Source organism: Leptolyngbya sp. 'hensonii', from assembly GCF_001939115.1.
Taxonomy (GTDB): Bacteria; Cyanobacteriota; Cyanobacteriia.
Genome location: NZ_MQTZ01000064.1, coordinates 1 through 15,670 on the forward strand (window position 1 = coordinate 1; position 15,670 = coordinate 15,670).

Consider the following 15,670-nt stretch of genomic DNA (forward strand, 5'->3'; position numbering starts at 1 on the left):
TAAACTGGTGCCCTCACTGTGAGCTTGCAGGACTTGTTGAATTTGCTCTGGACTGACGTGACGGTAGTAGTAGAGGGTGTCAAAACTCTCTGAGAAGGTTTGTTGGCACCCCAGGCAAAAGTAGCGTTGATGCCCATTCGGCATCTTGCCATGCTTGTGAGTCTTAGAATGACCGCAGAGCTTACATTCCATAGCTTGAGTAGGTGAATCGTTGATTCCTTACTCTACCAGACCCACATCAGTTTGACGCACTACCGTGCATTGTCAGTAACGTGCATTCCTCCATTTAACTAATTAGCCACTTCAATCAGCCACTTACTGAGGTAGATCAGCCATGAATCAGACACTTAACAGAGCATTGCTTAAGCTATCTAATCCATCCATTTACTCACTAACCCACAATAAATTAGTGACTTGAATGGGTGACTTTAGGTTGGTGGTTGAGTCCTCTGCTTTAGTTCAAGGTTGTGCAAGGTAAGACACGCAGGAAAAGAGACAAAAACGCTCAATCTTTACCAAATCACGCACAAGCCGACCAAAGCACGTCCTCTCCTATTTTGATGGTTGCTACGAACTGTTGCTGCAAGACGAATGTTGGAAATCAAATGCAGAAAACAAATGTTGCTAGATCTGTTGCTAGATTTCTTGCTAGATCTGTTGCTAGATTAGTCTACTGTAAGGGGTTCAGGGAAGGAGGCATTGCCCTGAAAGCCAAGCTTTTCGTATGCCTGTATTTAAGATAACAAGTTCCCCTGCAAAGGAGAATGGAGGTTAACAGAAGTTTGCAAGCATTCACTTCGAGCAGGATAAATCTGGGAGTAAGCGAGACGCTATCACTGGCGTAGATGCCAGCATGACCCTGGGGTTTTCCCTGCAGTTGCCTTGACCCTCCCATGGCAAATTGCCATAACGGGTGAAGATACCCTCAAAGCAAATGGAGGGGGTCATTGCCCCCCTCCATTTGCTTTAACCCCTTGCTTTAACCCCTTGCTTTAACCCCTTGCTTTAACCCCTTGCTTTAACCCCTTGCCCAAAAAGCCTCTGCAGGGATGTAATGTCTAGCGCTAAACAAGCGGTGCGCTGGTTCTAGTAATTCCAGGCAGTAATTTGCTTTTGTTCTGCTTCCAACAGAACCACCAGAGCTTGATTTCCCTGTTCCCGGGCAATTTCTAACCGGTGCTGCAGGTTATTTAGCAGATTGGCCTGATGAATTTTGGACACATATTGCTTCGGCAAAGTTGACGGGACAGAAACTGGCTTGGCTGCAGCCTTGCTAGCCGGTTTTACCGTTGTTGTCACCGCACCTTGAGTATTGCGACTCACATGGTAAGAGACACCCCGATAGATCAAGTCACACTCTGCTGGCGCGGGAGGCTGATGGGAAGGTGCCTTCGGATCAATTTGAATATTGACTCCCCGATAGGTCAGTGTGTAGGGGGCTTGAGGAAACAGGTCAGGGTTAACCGCTTTGGGTTCGCTGAGATCGTACTCGTAAACAGTGCCACGATAGATGAGTTTCATAGTTTCGCTTCTCCAACGACTTTTTGTTTGCAATCTTCTGTCTGCAATCTTTATTTGCAGGTAATTGCAATATTTGCAATTACTTGCAATGCGTTGCCTTCAGGTGAAGAGAAGCGCGTTCCTTCAGGAATGACCCTTACTTCCGTCCCCTTCTTGGGATAGACCTTATCCTTTCAGACTAGTTATACTTACCTAGTGGGGATGAACGATTTTTCTTCTGTATCTAAATTTACCATTTTATAAAAAAAATGGCAAATCACCCTTGAGGGTGAATTTCTCAATTCTGATCCATTCACCCCTGCTGACAGTCCTGGTTGACAGGGTCTGGTTGCCAATTTGAGCCTGCAATCTCCAGAAAACGCTGAACGGTGGGAGAGGGATGAACTCGCCAGATCAGGGCGAGTTCTACGGTTGGGGTCTCCTCCTGGAGTGTCTTGTAGACCACACCCTGGCGCTGGAGATTTTGCAGGGATGCTGGAACGATCGCCACCCCCATTTCTGCTGCAACCAGGCTCACGATCGTCTGCATCTGGATAGCCTCCTGAGCAATCTGAGGGCTAAATCCGGCCTGACGACACAGACTGATGATGGGGTCATACAAACCCGGGGCTAAAGAGCGTGGAAACAAAATGAAGGACTCCTGGAACAGAGATTTAGTCGCAACGTGAGTCTGAGTTGTCAAGATGTGAGATTCGGGTAAGGCAACGATCAGGGATTCTTGAAAAATCACCGTTGAATGGATGGTGCTCCCCTTTACAGGGGGGCGTACAAAACCAATATCTATTCGTCCTTCCTGTAGCCAGCGCAGTTGTTGATCTGTGGTTAATTCTTGCAATTCCAGCGTAACGGTAGGGGTTTGGGAACGAAAGGCCCTCAGAATCGGTGGTAAAACATTGTAAGCAGCAGAGCCAACAAACCCAACCCGCAAGTGTCCAGCTTCCCCCCGGTGAGCCTGTTGCCCTAACTGAATCGCTTGTTCCAGTTGCTGCAAAATATCCTGACATCGCCCCAAGAACAGTTGTCCAGCTTCTGTCAGTTGAACCTTGCGCTTGGTTCGATAAAAAAGCTGAAATCCTAGTTCCACTTCCAGTTGACGGATCTGTTGACTGAGGGGAGGCTGGGCAATGTGCAGTCTCTCTGCGGCGCGACCAAAATGCAATTCCTCAGCCAGAATAATAAAGTAGCGCAGGTGTCGCAATTCCATAATGTTAGGCTTCAGTAATCTCCAACGTCTGATTGACCGACACAACTGCTGAAACCCTGATTGACTGACAAAACCTTTCCCGTCGGCTAGGTGAAACAGAGCAAAACCCAACAGGGTCAAGGCTTTTACCTTGGGTTTCGGACCTCAACCCCACGGACGAGATTTCCAGGGTTTCAGGGGTTGTGTCAGTCAACCAGGCTGAAACCAGGTTTCATGCTAACTTTTTGAGGGATAGGCTTGATTAAGCCCTAACATAGATCACACTTTAAACAGGCCCATCTGGAACACTTCCCCGTATTTATTAAGACCAGCTTATGGAGTCAACTCTCACTAAATCTGAGCAGAAAAAGGGGTATATTTCAAACTCCACTTTAACCTTGGTAGCTATCGCTACTACATTCTTTCCGCGTGTCTTGATTTCTTTGAAAATCCCCTCCCTGATTAACTTCCTTCACTTTGCAGCTGTTCCCTTAGCCTGTGGCTCTACACTTTTAAAATCTCGCAGCAAGGATCCAAGGCAAATTGCAACAGCCCGATCGATTCTGATCGGATTATTCCTGCTTCTGGGAACCATCTTTGCCAGTGCCTTACTGAATGACGCAGGGTTTATTAATGCTGTCCTCAGCTTTCTACTATTAGCTGAGCCTTTTATGTTGTTGCTAACTATTGTTAGTCTACCCCTGACAGCAGAAAATTTTATTCGATTTCGAACCTTGATCATTCGATTTGCCCTAACCAATATCATATTTACCTACATTCAAAGATATGTTTTCCAGCGCCATAAGCTACCTGGGCTGGAAGACAATATCACGGGCGTTTTCATTGGGCAAGGTGCAGGGCATGTCATTTCATCATCGATTTCTTTGACTTTTGCTGTTTACTATTTTGTTGGGATGAAAAGCCAACCCATCTGGCTCAGAGGGTTGATAGTTTTGATTATTTTCAATCAGGTTATTATTTCTGATACAAAGCAGGTTTTACTATCCTTTATTGTTGGTTATATGCTTTTGCATCTAATTAACATCAAAAATCCTGCAAAAACTTTAATATATCTAATTGCAGGAAGTTGTTTTATTGGCATCTTTCTTTGGGCTATCTATAACTTTGAATTCCTTAGTGGTTTCACGACCTGGATTCGCCCTGAGATCTACGGCCCAGATGGCGAAGCAACGCGACTAAAATTTGCAGCTTTCCGAATAGCTCCCCAATATTTTACCTCTCCCCTTAACTGGCTATTTGGCCTTGGTCCGGGGCATACTGTAGGCCGATTAGGAGGCTGGATGTTAGAGATCTATTGGGATTTGCTAAAACCCCTTGATGCTACGGTTCATCCTGTCAGTGTTCTTGTTTGGAGAGCAGTAGGTGAAAGTTGGCTAGGCAACCAATCCAGTATGTTTTCGCCGTTGTTTGGCTGGGCAGGAATTTGGGGAGACCTGGGGTTTGTAGGCCTAGGTGTGTACTTTTATCTTGGCTTTCTGATCTGGAATTATGTTTGTTTAGGAGAAATTGCCAAATATTTAGTCCTAACCATTTTCGTTTTTGGATGTATCTTTTCTCAGTTAGAGGAACCTAGCTATATGCTCTTTGTAGTTGCAATTATCGGCTTACAATGGCACGAACATCGCAATAAAAATCTGGTTTAATATACTAAGGATCGAAAACTAAATAAAGTAGGGGTTTGGGGGCAACGCCCCTGCACCCCAATTGTTCATCTTATTTAATTCGTGATCCTAAATCCTATGACAATATATCGACGATTTATTCTGTCACTATACTTTTTTATCCTTCTGGGCTTAATCCAGATGGATGCAGCATTTGCACAGACTGAGGGGACGGCAAAAAGAGACAAAAGACAACCCCCTGCTCAAGTTGCCGTGCAAATTGTAGTATCTGTGGTTATTCTTAAATTGATCGAAAATTGGGTTATCCCCTAATTACCCTCCAGTGGTTTCCAGGGTTGGATCTGGTCATTGCAGCAGCTTTCACGAGTATAGGGCAATGGGGGTGCGGTCTTTCCCCCAGCCTTCTTACCCAGCAATAATTTGACCCACAATCTCATTCTGCGCCTGGTTGCTTCTGCGGGCCGGTTGTAATAGGGGGAGCAGGACGGTAAAGGTGGCCCCCCGATCTTTGCCTTCGCTATGGACCTGCACCCTGCCTCCATGCAATTCCACCAAATGCCGGACGATCGCCAATCCCAGTCCCAATCCCCCATGGGAGCGGGTACTGCTGCTATCCGCCTGACGGAAGCGATCGAACACATAGGGCAGAAAATCCGGTGAAATACCGATACCGGTATCGGTGACCGTGAGTTGCGCGTAGGTGTCATTGGTCACGGGTTGTTGATCATTCGTCATTAATTCTGGATTGGATTTAGAACTATGGCCCCATGACGATTGCCCCGTAACCAATAGCAAGTTGATCTCTACTTGGCCTCCCTGGGGAGTGAACTTGATGGCATTGGAGAGCAAATTCCAAATAATTTGTTTGAGTCGTTCTGGATCTCCTGAAACCGTACAGGTTGTGGAGTCTAGCCGGGTTTTCAGACCTATGGATTTGGCCTCGGCTTGGGGATGCATCGCTTCCACAGTGACTTCAATTACCCCTACCAGATCAACCGGCGAGATCGACAGGTGAAGCTTGCCCCGAATGATGCGGGAAATATCCAGGACATCATCAATCAGGCGAGCCTGAGATCGGGCATTCCGTCCGATCGTTTCCAGCGCTCGGGCCGTGGTTGCTGCATCCAGGTTTCTGGTTTGCAGTAGCCTGGACCAACCCAGAATTGAATTCAGAGGGGTCCGCAGTTCATGGGAAACAAGGGCGAGAAACTCATCTTTCATTCGGTTGGCCGCTTCTGCCTGCTGACGAGCAGCCTGTTCCTGCAGCACCTGCTCCCGAATGGCTTCTGCCTGCTTCCGTTCTGTGATGTCTTCCAGGGTACCCACATGGCCCATCAAGGCCCCGTGGTCAGAGAACAGGGGCGATGTCCGAACATGGGCCCAGCACAAGCTACCATCCCCCCGTTGAAAGCGGTATTCATAGGAGAAGGTCTGGTGGTTTCGGATATTCTGGGTCCAATCTGCCATCGCCCTTGCCCGATCGTCAGGATGGAGGAATTGAGTCCAGCCTTCCTCCAAACTCTCTTCCAGGGTGAATCCACAGATAGCCTGACATTGGGGATTGGTGTAGGTACAGCGTCCGGCAATATCCAGCAGAAAAATACCCACGGGAGAACAGGCACTGAGGGAGCGGAAGCGGGCTTCACTCTGGCGCAATTCTGCATTGATGACCATCAACTGCCTGGATTGCCGTTCGACCTCAGCCGTTTTCTTATACAGGTCCACAAACACCGAGACTTTGGAAAGCAAAATCTCCGGATTAATCGGCTTCATCAAATAATCCACAGCCCCTAGGGCATATCCCTTGAAAATCAAAGTATCACTGGTGTTAAAGGCTGTCAGGAAAATGATGGGGGTATTCCGCGATCGTTCCCGCTGTCGGATCAGGGTGGCCGTTTCGAATCCGTCGAGCATGGGCATCTGCACATCCAGCAAGACCACGGCAAAATCCTGATTCAGCAAGCATCGGAGTGCTTCCGTACCCGACTGCGCTTTCACCAAATTTTGACCCAGTCTGCCTAAGATAGCCTCTAGCACCAGCAGATTTTCTGGATGGTCATCAACCAGGAGCACATTAACGGTCAACTCGTCCTGCATGGAACTATCCCTATCGATATAACCAAACTCGGAGCAAAGAAATCAAGTGTTCTGTATCCACGGGTTTTGTAATGTAATCAGAAGCGCCTGCTGCCAGACACTTTTCCCGATCCCCCTTCATTGCTTTTGCGGTCAGGGCAATGATGGGCAGGGTTTCCCGTGAGGGCATCTGACGCATGGCCTGCATGGTTTCGTAACCATCCATCTCCGGCATCATCACATCCATCAGGACAATGACGATCGCTGCATCACCCTCTAACAGAGCAATTCCATCCTGACCATTCTCGGCATACAGCACCTGCATCTGGTAGCGCTCTAGCAGGCTGGTGAGGGCAAAAATATTGCGGACATCATCATCCACAATCAGAATTTTTTTGCCTGCCAGAATGGGATCAGTTTGATGGAGTTGAACCAGCATCAGTTGCTGGGTAGTGGGCATATTGGTCTGAATGCGATGTAGAAAAAGAGCTGTTTCATCCAGCAATCTTTCTGGTGACTGGGCATCTTTCATGATGATGCGATCAGCGATGCATTGGAGTTCAGCCGTCTGCTGAGGGGTCAGATCTTGCCCGGTGTAAATGATAATGGGCAAGCGTTCCGACGCGAATTCCTGCCGGATCCGCTCAATCAGTTCCGGGCCACTCATATCAGGCAGCCCCAGATCTAGCACCATACAGTCAAATTGATCGGCCTTCAAGGCTTCCAGAGCTTCTGCGCCAGTACCCACAGCCGTACTACTGACATCTTCGGCCCCAACCAACTCCTGAATACTGTGTCGCTGGCTGGCGTCATCTTCCACAATCAGCAGATGCCTGACGGGTCGTTCCACAAACTCCTTCAGTCGGGCCAGAGCCTGGGCCAGAACTTCGCTGCGAATGGGTTTTTCTAAAAAGGCGATCGCCCCCTGCTTCAGACCTCGTTGTTCCCCGGCTTCGGCAGACATCAAATGCACAGGAATATGGCGGGTGCGGAGGTTGTGTTTCAAGCGATCAAGAACCATCCATCCGTTCAGACCGGGCAAGCACAGATCCAGCATGATCGCAGCCGGTTGAAACTCCTGGGCCATCGTCAGTCCCACATCCCCTCTGGGAGCTACCAGTCCCTTGAATCCCTGACGGCGAGCCATGTCTAACAGAATGCGGGCAAAGTGGGTGTCATCTTCGATCACCAGCAGGATCCGATCGCCAGGTTGGATGGTTTCCCGATCGTCCTCCAACTCATTTTCCAGCAGCCAGGCAGCCGTCTGGGCCTGGGACGTGTGCAGGGGCAGGGGTTCCCAAGCCCCTTCTCCCGATCGTCCCCCGGCCAGTATCATCCCCTCTCTGGACCTGCCGATCTCTGGTGACAGGTACGTTTGGGGTAGGTAAAGGGTAAATGTACTGCCCTGACCCAATTCACTGACCAGACAAATTTCACCCCCCAGCAACCGGGCAATTTCCCGACTGATCGAGAGGCCCAGTCCTGTCCCCCCATACTTGCGGGAGGTGGTGCCATCGGCCTGCTGGAAGGCTTCAAAAATCACCTGCTGCTTTTCAGCAGCAATTCCCACCCCCGTATCGCTAACCGCAAAGGCAATCACCGTATCGGCGCGATTCAGGGTCTGTTGTTCCGCACTCCAGCCTTCCGTGGCTACAGTGACATCCAGGCGCACCTGGCCCTGGTCGGTGAACTTAAAGGCATTAGAGAGCAGGTTTTTCAGCACCTGCTGTAATCGTTTGGAATCAGTGTAAATACTGCGCGGTACCTGGGGACCGACGCTGATCGTGAAGTCAAGCTTTTGATCTTGAGCCACCTGGCGGAAGGTCTGCTCAATCTGGTTCCGTAAATCCGTAAACAGGGTCTGATCAATTTCCACGGACATCGTGCCGGACTCAATTTTGGCCAGATCCAGAATGTCGTTAATCAGCTCCAGCAGATCATTTCCAGCCGCGAAGATAGTGCGGGTATATTCCACCTGTTTGGGCATCAGGTTGCCTTCGCTGTTCTCCGCCAGCAAACGGGCCAGAATCAGCAGACTGTTCAGGGGAGTTCGCAATTCATGGGACATGTTAGCCAGGAATTCTGACTTGTAGCGGGAACTCAGGGCTAATTGTTCAGCCTTTTCCTCCAGAGATCGTCTTGCCTGTTCAATTTCCCGGTTCTTCCGCTCCACCTCCCGGTTTTGCATCGCCAGCAGTTCGGCTTTTTCTTCCAGTTCCTCATTGGTCTGTTGCAGTTGTTCCTGCTGTTGTTTCAGCAGTTCTTCCGACGCCTTCAAGGATTGGGCCTGTTGCTCCAGGCGTTTGTTGGTGCCCGTGAGTTCTTTCTGCTGGGTTTGCAGTTCTTCAGCCAGAGATTGGGATTGCTTCAGCAGTTCCTCTGTTCGCATGCTGGCTGCGATCGTGTTGAGGACGATCGCGATACTTTCTGTCAGTTGGTCAAAGAAAGTCAGGTGAATTTCACTGAAGCGCCGGAAAGAGGCCAGCTCGATCACTGCCGTGACCTGACCCTCAAACAACACGGGCAGGACCACCACATTCAGGGGAGTCGCTTCCCCCAGCCCAGAACTGATCTTGATGTAATCACCAGGCACTTCACTCAATAAGATCCGCTCCTTCTCCAGAGCACATTGCCCCACCAGCCCTTCCCCCAACTGGAAACGGTTTGCCAGATGCTTGCGTTCCCGGTAGGCATAGGTGCTGAGCAGCTTCAGATAAGACGAATGGGATTCACTGGTTTCCATCAGGTAGAAGACGCCATGCTGGGCTGACACCAGAGGAGCCAGTTCCGACAGGATCAATTTGGAAACCGTTTCCAGATCCCGCTGTCCCTGGAGCATGCGGGTGAACTTGGCCAGGTTGGTTTTCAGCCAGTCTTGCTCGGTGTTCTTCTGCGTCGTTTCCCGCAGGTTGGCAATCATCTGGTTAATGTTGTCCTTCAGGATGGCCACTTCTCCTTCGGCCTGCACGTTGATCGATCGGGTCAGGTCGCCCTTGGTCACTGCAGTGGCAATTTCAGCGATCGTTCGAATCTGGGTGGTCAGGTTGGCCGCCAGTTCATTCACGTTATCCGTCAGCGCCCGCCAGGTTCCAGAGGCCCCGGGTACTTTGGCCTGACCTCCCAGTTTCCCCTCAATCCCGACTTCCCGCGCCACCGTGGTCACCTGGTCGGCGAAGGTGGCCAGCGTATCGATCATTTCGTTAATCGTATCGGCCAGGGTTTCAATTTCACCTTTTGCCTCCAGCATCAACTTTCGCTTCAGATCCCCGTTGGCCACCGCCGTCACCACCTTGGCAATCCCCCGCACCTGGGCTGTCAAGTTGCCCGCCATGAAATTCACCGAGTCCGTCAGATCCTTCCAGGTGCCCGCTACCCCTTTCACATCCGCCTGACCCCCTAGAATGCCTTCCGTGCCCACCTCCCGGGCCACCCGCGTTACCTCGGAGGCGAAGGAGTTGAGCTGGTCCACCATGACATTGATCGTGTCCTTCAGTTCCAGAATCTCACCCTTCACATCCACCGTGATCTTCTTCGACAGGTCTCCATTCGCCACCGCCTTGGTCACTTCCGCGATGTTCCGCACCTGGGCCGTCAGGTTGCCCGCCATCGAATTCACCGAGTCGGTCAGGTCCTTCCAGGTGCCCGCCACCCCCCGCACATAAGCCTGCACGCCGAGTTTCCCTTCCGTGCCCACCTCCCGGGCCACCCGCGTTACCTCCGAGGCAAAGGAACTCAACTGGTCCACCATCGTGTTGATCGTATTTTTCAGCTCCAGAATCTCACCCTTCACATCTACGGTGATCTTCTTGGACAAGTCCCCATTGGCCACCGCCGTCGTCACCTCGGCAATGTTCCGCACCTGGGCCGTCAGACTACCCGCCATGGAGTTCACGGAGTCGGTCAGGTCTTTCCAGGTGCCCGCCACTCCCGGCACCTGGGCCTGCACCCCCAGCTTTCCTTCCGTGCCCACCTCCCGGGCCACCCGTGTCACCTCGGAGGCAAAGGAGTTGAGCTGGTCCACCATCGTGTTGACGGTGTTTTTCAGCTCCAGAATCTCACCCTTCACATCCACGGTAATTTTCTTCGACAAGTCCCCATTGGCCACCGCTGTCGTCACTTCGGCAATGTTCCGCACCTGGGCCGTCAAACTACCGGCCATGAAGTTGACGGAGTCGGTCAAGTCCTTCCAGGTGCCCGCCACGCCGCGTACCTCCGCCTGGCCGCCCAGCTTTCCTTCCGCCCCCACCTCCCGGGCCACCCGCGTCACCTCGGAGGCAAAGGAGTTGAGCTGGTCCACCATGATGTTGATCGTGTTTTTCAGCTCCAGGATCTCACCCTTCACATCTACAGTGATCTTCTTGGACAAGTCCCCATTGGCCACCGCCGTTGTCACCTCGGCAATGTTCCGCACCTGGGCCGTCAGGTTCCCCGCCATCGAATTCACGGAGTCAGTCAGGTCCTTCCAGGTGCCCGCCACCCCTGGCACCTCTGCCTGCACCCCCAGTTTTCCCTCTGTTCCCACCTCCCGGGCCACCCGTGTCACCTCGGAGGCAAAGGAGTTGAGCTGGTCCACCATCGTGTTGATTGTGTTTTTCAGCTCCAGAATCTCGCCCTTCACATCCACCGTGATCTTCTTGGACAGGTCCCCATTGGCCACCGCTGTCGTCACTTCCGCAATGTTCCGCACCTGGGCTGTCAAACTACCGGCCATGAAGTTGACGGAGTCGGTCAGGTCTTTCCAGGTGCCCGCCACGCCGCGTACCTCCGCCTGGCCGCCCAGCTTCCCTTCCGCCCCCACCTCCCGGGCCACCCGTGTCACCTCGGAGGCAAAGGAGTTGAGCTGGTCCACCATCGTGTTGACGGTGTTCTTCAGCTCCAGAATCTCGCCCTTCACATCTACAGTGATCTTCTTGGACAGATCCCCATTCGCCACCGCCGTCGTCACTTCCGCGATGTTTCGCACCTGCCCCGTCAGGTTCCCCGCCATGGAGTTCACGGAGTCGGTCAGGTCCTTCCAGGTGCCCGCCACCCCCGGCACCTCTGCCTGCACCCCCAGCTTTCCTTCCGTGCCCACCTCTCGCGCCACTCGCGTCACCTCCGAGGCGAAGGAGTTGAGCTGGTCCACCATGACATTGATCGTGTCCTTCAGCTCCAGGATCTCGCCCTTCACATCCACTGTAATTTTTTTAGACAGATCCCCATTGGCCACTGCTGTCGTTACTTCCGCGATGTTCCGCACCTGGGCCGTCAGGTTCCCCGCCATCAGATTCACGGAGTCGGTCAGATCCTTCCAGGTGCCCGCCACCCCTGGCACCTGAGCCTGTACCCCCAGCTTTCCTTCCGTGCCCACCTCCCGGGCCACCCGCGTCACTTCCGAGGCAAAGGAGTTGAGCTGCTCCACCATCGTATTGACGATCCGGGCTGTTTGCAGGAACTCACCCTGCAACGGTCTGCCATCGATTTCTGTCGCGATCGCCTGAGACAAATTTCCATTCGCTACCGCCCGGATCACCCGAGCCGTCTCTGCTGTGGGCTGCACCAAATCTGTGATCAGGGTGTTCACCGAATCCACACTGGCTCGCCAGGAGCCTCTGGCACTGCCCAGAGAGGCCCGCTCGTTAATTTTGCCCTCCTTCCCGACGACCGTCCCGATGCGCTCCACTTCATCCGCCATACGCTCATTCATTTCAATGATGTCATTGAGGGTATCTGCAATCTTGCCTGCCATGCCGGTCTGTTCGATCGGCATACGAACCGTGAAATTCCCCTTCTTGACCTCGGTTAAAATCTTCAACAGTTGTTTCAAGTCAAGATCATCTGGACTTTCGGCTACTTGTACAGGGGATGGCATGGCTCTATTCCTCTAGTGGATTGCTTTAAAACTATTTCTCAAGGGACCGGGATAGCTTTCTGACCACAGGTTCAACCTCGATCTTTAGTAATTTTTATTGCAGTTGCTCACAGACATTGATTGCCAAAAGACTAAAGATTATAGACCGCGATGCCTTTGACTGAGCCTATCCAGCGATCCTATCATCAGATATTTTTGATCAGCTTCAATCTCTATCGAAGGACAGAAAATCACTTTCCTAGTTCTGTCTAAAGAAGGATTTTTAGAGAGTTAGGAAAATTTCTATCCTGGGAGAGAGGCAGGAGTGCATCCCACTTTTGTAGCCCTCTCCCTAAATCCCTCTCCCAGAACGGGAGAGGGACTTTGAATCTGGCTCCCCTTCTCCCTCTTTGGGAGAAGGGGCTGGGGGATGTAGACGCGCAGCGGCTTCCCCTTGGGTGGGCAACCTTGCAAAACTGGGATGCTCTCGAGAGGCAGAAGAATCTTATTTCTTTCCTGGGGTTCAAATCGCGAATTCATCCCATCTTTGATCGCCAAATTCTTGCAGAAGTGGGCGATCGGGTTCCAAAAGTTGGAGATCCCCCAAAATTGCTGAATACCCCCCAATCAGGATGGATTGCCTGAAGCCTGGTTGACTGACAAAACTTTTCCTGTAGATTGGGCAGAGCAGAGCAAACCCCAACCTTGTTAGGTTTGGGGTTTGAGGAATTTTGCCAGTCAACCAGTCCTGGAGCTTCAAGTTAAAGTAGCAGTAATATCATCAGGAGGAATTCCCTTGCAAGATCAGCCCTCTCCAGAATCTGCCGGTGCAGATACTTCGAATGCCTTAGCCAAGGAAATTCGCACCCTGGTGGAAGCTGTTACTAAAGCCGTGATTTTAGTGGGGCAGAACCACGATCGGGATAATGCCCTCATCATTCGTGATCAGCTCCGACAGTTACCTGACGCCTTTACCACAGAAGTACTCAACGGCATGATTTTGAATCTGGTCAAAATAGATCCGGAGCTGTGTCGCTGGTTCATTGTGGATGTTTTCCTCCAGGACGCGAACCTGGAAGGCAAGGCGGATGTGGCAGAACGGATCAATCTATTGCTAGATGATTTGCGATCGCTCTAGGGTCCGATCGGGCTCCTCCCGCAGGGGTAAGTAGAGGGTAAAAATTGCGCCCTGCCCAGCATCACTACTGGCCGTAATGCTCCCCCCATGGGCTTCAATGATCCGTCGGGCGATCGCCAGTCCCAATCCGGCACTGTTCCCTTGGCGAGACGGATCCGAACTGTAGAATTGCTCAAAAATCCGGGGTAAATCACTGGCATGGATACCAGGCCCCTGATCCCGAATTGCAAGCTGAGCCCACTTTCCCTCTCTGCTCCCAGAAATAAAGATAGAGGAGTTGGGCCGAGAATATTTGATGGCATTATCGAGAATATTGAGAATAGCCTGCAACAATCGTTCTGGATCAACATTGACGCAAATGGGCGCAACATTGACCTGGGTAGCGATACCCTGTGCTTGCATTCGAGATTCCATCGCCATGACGGCTCGGGTTACCAGGCTGGGCAGGGAAATGATCTGTCGCTCTAAATGACTCACCCCTGCTTCCAGACGGCCTAAATCTAATAGATCGTGAAGGAGGCGAGACAGGCGTTTCGTTTCATCCTCAATGGTCTGAAAAAAGCGATCGCGCAGTTCCGTCTCCTCATAGGCTCCATGCTTCAGGGCCTCAACCGTCACCTGCACGTTGCTGATGGGTGTGCGTAGTTCGTGGGAGACATTGGCCAGAAAAGCTCGCCGCTCCTGATCCAGGGAAGCTAAGCGGGCACTCATGCGGTTTAGTTCCGCCGCCAATTGCTCCAGTTCATTACTCTGTCGAATGATTAATTTGTCATCAAAATGGCCGCTCCCTACCCGAATAGCAAAATGCTGCATCAATTCTACGGGCCTGGACAGGCTGCGGGCCAACCGTTCACTGATCAGGGCACAGAGCAGGATCGTACCCACCAACGTACCGAGAATGGTCCAGATCACCTGGGCAAATTGCCGCTGGAACTGTTTCAGGGTAATGGACATGCGCAAGATACCCAAAACCTGATCATTGTGAGTGATCAGTCGAGTGCTATAGAGGCGATCGTCATCCGAAAAAATCCCCTTGGCAATCCCTCGCGATGATTGGTCTTGCAATGCCTCCCTCATCCCAGGAATCTGCAGCCATTGAGTGACCTGCCAATCTGTCTGGGGACTGGAGGTGGCCAGCAACCGTCCATCTGGCGTCAGAACGCGCAGGGTGACATTATCCGGGGCTCCGTAGCGTTGTACCAGAATCTCAACCCGTCGCCTGTCCTGATCTGCCAGCGCATCCGCCACAGTCTCAGTCAAAGCAGCCGTCCAGTTCTCCAGGTCTGACTGTCGGACCTGAATGAAGTAGTCATAGAAGGACAACAGGATATACCCTGCCATCAGGGTGGTTGCCAGGGTGGTTAACAACAGGTAGGTCGCTAGCAATCTGGCATAAATTGAATTCCATCGCTTCGGCAGTCGCAGTCTCCCCATTCCAGCTCCGGAGGTCAACGCCGCAGAACGGCCTTGATGCGCGCTAGCAATTCCCTGGTGTTGAAAGGCTTGGTCACATAGTCATCCGCACCTGCTTCCAGGCCCCAGACCTTATCGATATCCTGATCTCGGGCCGTTAGCATGACGATCGGCACATTAGAAAAAGCCCGAATCCGCCAGCAGACCTCCATGCCCCCCACTTCAGGCAACATCAGATCCAGCAGAATGATATCGGGCACCTGCTTATGGAATTGCTTGATCGCGCTGAGGCCATCTTCTGCAGTCGTTACGGAATAGCCCTCCCGTTGCAAAGTGTAGCTCAGGCTATCTCGCAGGGGAGCCTCATCATCAACTAAAAGAACATGGGCCATGGTTCGTTCACATCATCGCTCTTTCCCCGACTATGTCACAGCCCCTATCTCAGGAGTATCCTTCTCAAGACGGAATCTGAATCAGCTCAACTTTATAGCCATTGGGGTCTTCCACAAAAGCGATGACCGTGGACCCATGTTTCATCGGCCCCGGTTCACGGGTGACTTTGCCGCCGCGCAATCGGATGTTGGCACAGGTTGTGTAAATGTCTTCGACCCCGATCGCAATATGCCCATAGCCCGTTCCCAGGTCATATTGTTCCACACCCCAGTTGTAGGTTAGCTCCAAAACAGTATGATCGACTTCATCCCCGTAGCCCACAAAAGCCAGGGTGAACTCTCCACCGGGATACTCTTTCTGTCGCAGCAATTTCATCCCCAGCACGTCACAGTAAAACTTGAGAGAGTCTTCCAAGTTGCCCACTCGCAACATTGTGTGCAGTAATCGCATCGATCGCTCCAAATAGTGTCCCC

Annotated in this window: 9 protein-coding genes, 1 pseudogene and 1 riboswitch; of the genes and pseudogenes, 2 read left to right on the forward strand and 8 right to left on the reverse strand. The window is 51.8% G+C overall.

The genetic code is table 11. The features are described from left to right. The 3 genes and pseudogenes from BST81_RS27805 to BST81_RS25635 form a co-directional block, all read right to left on the reverse strand. Positions 1 to 192: pseudogene (locus tag BST81_RS27805) on the reverse strand (IS1 family transposase); the annotation flags it as partial. 894 nt (positions 193 to 1,086) lie between these two features. Continuing rightward, positions 1,087 to 1,521, reverse strand: a complete 435-nt coding sequence (locus tag BST81_RS25630) for a DUF4278 domain-containing protein (protein WP_075601353.1) — start codon at positions 1,519 to 1,521, stop codon at positions 1,087 to 1,089. A 112-nt stretch (positions 1,522 to 1,633) separates the two neighbouring features. Next, a riboswitch (Glutamine riboswitch) is annotated at positions 1,634 to 1,731 on the reverse strand. Between the two features lie 82 nt (positions 1,732 to 1,813). After that, positions 1,814 to 2,725, reverse strand: a complete 912-nt coding sequence (locus BST81_RS25635; protein WP_075601354.1) for a LysR family transcriptional regulator — start codon at positions 2,723 to 2,725, stop codon at positions 1,814 to 1,816. Between the two features lie 314 nt (positions 2,726 to 3,039). Between BST81_RS25635 and BST81_RS25640 the strand changes: the two genes are divergently transcribed. Continuing rightward, entirely contained in the window at positions 3,040 to 4,368 is a 1,329-nt protein-coding gene (locus tag BST81_RS25640; protein ID WP_075601355.1) for a hypothetical protein, read from the forward strand. 384 nt (positions 4,369 to 4,752) lie between these two features. On the opposite strand, the gene BST81_RS25650 is transcribed toward BST81_RS25640, so the two are convergent. Both BST81_RS25650 and BST81_RS25655 read right to left on the reverse strand, forming a co-directional pair. Next, positions 4,753 to 6,444, reverse strand: a complete 1,692-nt coding sequence (locus BST81_RS25650) for an ATP-binding protein (RefSeq protein ID WP_075601357.1) — start codon at positions 6,442 to 6,444, stop codon at positions 4,753 to 4,755. Between the two features lie 10 nt (positions 6,445 to 6,454). Next, positions 6,455 to 12,274: a HAMP domain-containing protein gene (locus BST81_RS25655; protein WP_075601358.1), complete on the reverse strand. Its 5,820-nt coding sequence runs from the start codon at positions 12,272 to 12,274 to the stop codon at positions 6,455 to 6,457. A gap of 775 nt (positions 12,275 to 13,049) precedes the next feature. Between BST81_RS25655 and BST81_RS25665 the strand changes: the two genes are divergently transcribed. Next, positions 13,050 to 13,391 carry a hypothetical protein gene (locus BST81_RS25665; protein ID WP_075601360.1) on the forward strand — a complete coding sequence of 114 codons (342 nt, stop codon included), beginning with the start codon at positions 13,050 to 13,052 and terminating at the stop codon, positions 13,389 to 13,391. On the opposite strand, the gene BST81_RS25670 is transcribed toward BST81_RS25665, so the two are convergent. The 3 genes from BST81_RS25670 to gloA form a co-directional block, all read right to left on the reverse strand. After that, entirely contained in the window at positions 13,368 to 14,825 is a 1,458-nt protein-coding gene (locus BST81_RS25670; RefSeq protein WP_075601361.1) for a HAMP domain-containing sensor histidine kinase, read from the reverse strand. The two genes, BST81_RS25665 and BST81_RS25670, sit on opposite strands and share 24 nt — an antisense overlap. A gap of 14 nt (positions 14,826 to 14,839) precedes the next feature. Next, a complete protein-coding gene (locus BST81_RS25675) occupies positions 14,840 to 15,196 on the reverse strand; it encodes a response regulator (protein ID WP_075601362.1) in 357 nt (118 codons plus the stop codon). 64 nt (positions 15,197 to 15,260) lie between these two features. Beyond that, positions 15,261 to 15,647, reverse strand: coding sequence for a lactoylglutathione lyase (gene gloA, locus BST81_RS25680; RefSeq protein ID WP_075601363.1), 387 nt, complete (start codon positions 15,645 to 15,647; stop codon positions 15,261 to 15,263). Between the last annotated feature and the right edge of the window lie 23 nt (positions 15,648 to 15,670).

Bases quoted from the DNA above. Each gene is read 5' to 3' on its own strand.
- BST81_RS25630 (WP_075601353.1), bottom strand. From the start codon at position 1,521: ATGAAACTCATCTATCGTGGCACTGTTTACGAGTACGATCTCAGCGAA.
- BST81_RS25635 (WP_075601354.1), bottom strand. From the start codon at position 2,725: ATGGAATTGCGACACCTGCGCTACTTTATTATTCTGGCTGAGGAATTG.
- BST81_RS25640 (WP_075601355.1), top strand. From the start codon at position 3,040: ATGGAGTCAACTCTCACTAAATCTGAGCAGAAAAAGGGGTATATTTCA.
- BST81_RS25650 (WP_075601357.1), bottom strand. From the start codon at position 6,444: ATGCAGGACGAGTTGACCGTTAATGTGCTCCTGGTTGATGACCATCCA.
- BST81_RS25655 (WP_075601358.1), bottom strand. From the start codon at position 12,274: ATGCCATCCCCTGTACAAGTAGCCGAAAGTCCAGATGATCTTGACTTG.
- BST81_RS25670 (WP_075601361.1), bottom strand. From the start codon at position 14,825: ATGGGGAGACTGCGACTGCCGAAGCGATGGAATTCAATTTATGCCAGA.
- BST81_RS25675 (WP_075601362.1), bottom strand. From the start codon at position 15,196: ATGGCCCATGTTCTTTTAGTTGATGATGAGGCTCCCCTGCGAGATAGC.
- gloA (WP_075601363.1), bottom strand. From the start codon at position 15,647: ATGCGATTACTGCACACAATGTTGCGAGTGGGCAACTTGGAAGACTCT.